At 62.4% G+C, this 2329-nt stretch carries 2 protein-coding genes and 1 pseudogene; 2 read left to right on the forward strand and 1 reads right to left on the reverse strand.

Annotation, left to right across the window (positions count from 1 at the left end; genetic code table 11):
• Positions 1-120 precede the first annotated feature (120 nt).
• Together M1248_RS33200 and M1248_RS33205 are read left to right on the forward strand one after the other, a co-directional pair.
• Positions 121-297, forward strand: a pseudogene (locus M1248_RS33200) (acyl carrier protein); the annotation flags it as partial.
• A gap of 186 nt (positions 298-483) precedes the next feature.
• Positions 484-1923 (forward strand): hypothetical protein, encoded by a 1440-nt coding sequence (locus M1248_RS33205; protein ID WP_317150932.1) that lies wholly within the window; start codon positions 484-486, stop codon positions 1921-1923.
• Positions 1924-1993: 70 nt separating this feature from the next.
• On the opposite strand, the gene M1248_RS33210 is transcribed toward M1248_RS33205, so the two are convergent.
• Positions 1994-2329, reverse strand: a 336-nt coding sequence (locus M1248_RS33210; protein ID WP_317150931.1) for an acyl carrier protein, incomplete at its 5' end; no start/stop codon positions are given.

Raw genomic sequence — 2329 nt, forward strand, 5'->3', positions numbered from 1 at the left:
CGGAGTCCCTTCGCCGAAGCGTTTCGCTCCGCCGGGCAAAACCCAACGGGCACAAGCAAGCTGGGTGCAGAGCTCGGCGAGCTGGCCCAAGACGACTGGCCCATCCGGCTGCGGCGCCTGATCTCCGACCAGGTCAGCGTCATCCTGCGACGCAGCATCGATCCCGACCATCCCCTCTCCGAGTACGGGCTTGACTCGCTCGGTTCCCTCGAACTTCGCACCCGCATCGAGACCGAAACCGGAATACGCATCACTCCCCGCGAAGTCGCCTCTACCGCCACCACCATTCGCGGTTTGGCCGAGCTGTTGTACGAAAAGCTGACGCACGCGCAAGCCCCATCCCTTGACGGCCCCGCGCCCAACGGTAATTCGCGGCCCTCATCGATGCCCAGCAGCCCGGGGGCGGGGACGGATATTGAAGTCCGCGCATCATCCAATGGTGATGTGCGGCCCGCGCCCATGCCCAACAGCCGGGCAGCGGACATGGATTTCGAGGCCCACACACCCAATGGTGATGCGCCGCTGGATAACCGGCTCGCATTGCTAGACCATGCCTTCTTTGCGGCCCAGCGCGCGACTGGCCAAGAGCAAGTCATGCAGGTCGTGTGGGTGTATGAGCACCCAATCAACTTTGATGGGCTGAGGCGTTTCCACCGTAATCTAAGTCGCGGATTGCTTGGACGGCGCATCGAACGTTCGCCGCTTCCGTTCGGCCGCCATCGATGGGTCGCGTATCGCGGGGACGAGGACTTTGATGTCGCTGAGTACGCGCGACCACGCACTGAACTAAGCGATTGGGCTGATGAACGTTCTCAACTGCCGACTGACCCAGAAGCGGGATCAGGCTGGCATCTGGGCGTGCTTCCCCTGACTGACGGCTCGACCGCGGTCAGTCTGGTGGTCTCGCACTACCTCCTCGACGGCCTCGGGCTCGCCTTCGCAATAACCGATGCGGTGCTGGGCAACACCCGTGATCTCGGCCTGCCACCGCCGCAGTCACGCACACGATTGCGGACGGCGGCCAAGGACGCCCGCCAATTGAAGCAGGACTTACCTGAGGTTGCTCCAGCGCTTCGCGCGGTGGCCGAACTCGTCCGTAGTCACCGGCGCGATCTCGTCGCGGCAGCAAAAGCAGCCCGTCGTCAGAGACACGATCATGATCAATTACCGGCAAACCGAACTGTAGCCCTACGTGAACACGACAGCGATGAGCCCGTCGTCGTCCCGGGTATCACGATCTACATCGACGCGGATAATTGGGATTCCCGTGCGAAAGCTCTTGGCGGAACTAGTGACATGCTCGTCGCCGGATTGGCTGCGAAGTTCGCGGAGCGCATGGGGCGTCAACGGGCCGTTGACGGCGCTGTCACCCTGCAACTCCCGATGAGCGACCGTGCCGAGAGTGATACCCGTGCGATCGCACTGTCATTTGCGCGCGTCAGCATCGACCCGACGCGGGTAACAACAGATCTACGTGACGTTAGCGCCGCCGTCAACGAGGTGCTGGGCACCCTGCGCGAGACGCCGGATGTGGCGGAGCGGGTGATCTCCCCAGCCGCGCTCGGGATCGTATGGCTGACCCAATTCGCGCCGAAGCGTGCACTGGGTCGACTGGCGGACTTGATGATCGGTGACCCCGATTTCACGGTGTTTTGTTCCAATCTCGGGGACTTCGGCACACAGATGTGCCGACTCGATGGGACCGATGCGGAGTACGTCACCACACGCGGCGCTAGCAATGTCACGCGACAGTGGCTTGAGCGAGCAGGCGGCATAATGAATCTGCAGGCAGGGCGCATCGGCGGCAAGATGGGCATCAGCGTCGTCGCCTACCAGCCGGGTGCTGACAACACAAAGCCCGCTTTGCGTGAACTTGCCAGGCGCACGCTGGCTGAGTTTGGTCTGACTGGCGAGATCGGCTAACGAATAATTGACGCGCAGTTGGTTACTTACCACTTAGGTATTGAGCCAGGTACGATTCGACGCGTCGATGTCAGACAGCCTCCGCTGGGACAAGCTTTTCGCAGAGCAGCGCCGCCAAACCGCGAATGGTGGTGCTGGCTATGTCGCTAGACGTCAGGCGTATTCCGGTTTCGCTTTCGACGTGGGTGCGTAGTTCGAGTGCGCTCAGGGAGTCAACGCCGTATTCGGAGAGCGGCCGGTCGGGATCGATGCTGCGTCGCAGGATGAGGCTGACCTGGTCGGAGATCAGACTCCGCACCCTAGCGGGCCACTCGTGTGGAGGCAGCTGGTTGAGTTCGGCGCGCAGTCTGCCTGTGCGCGCTGTGTTATGCCCGGTGGAACGGAATGCTTCGGCGAACGGGCTGCG

Source organism: Mycobacterium sp. 29Ha (assembly GCF_032883055.1).
GTDB lineage: Bacteria > Actinomycetota > Actinomycetes > Mycobacteriales > Mycobacteriaceae > Mycobacterium > Mycobacterium gallinarum.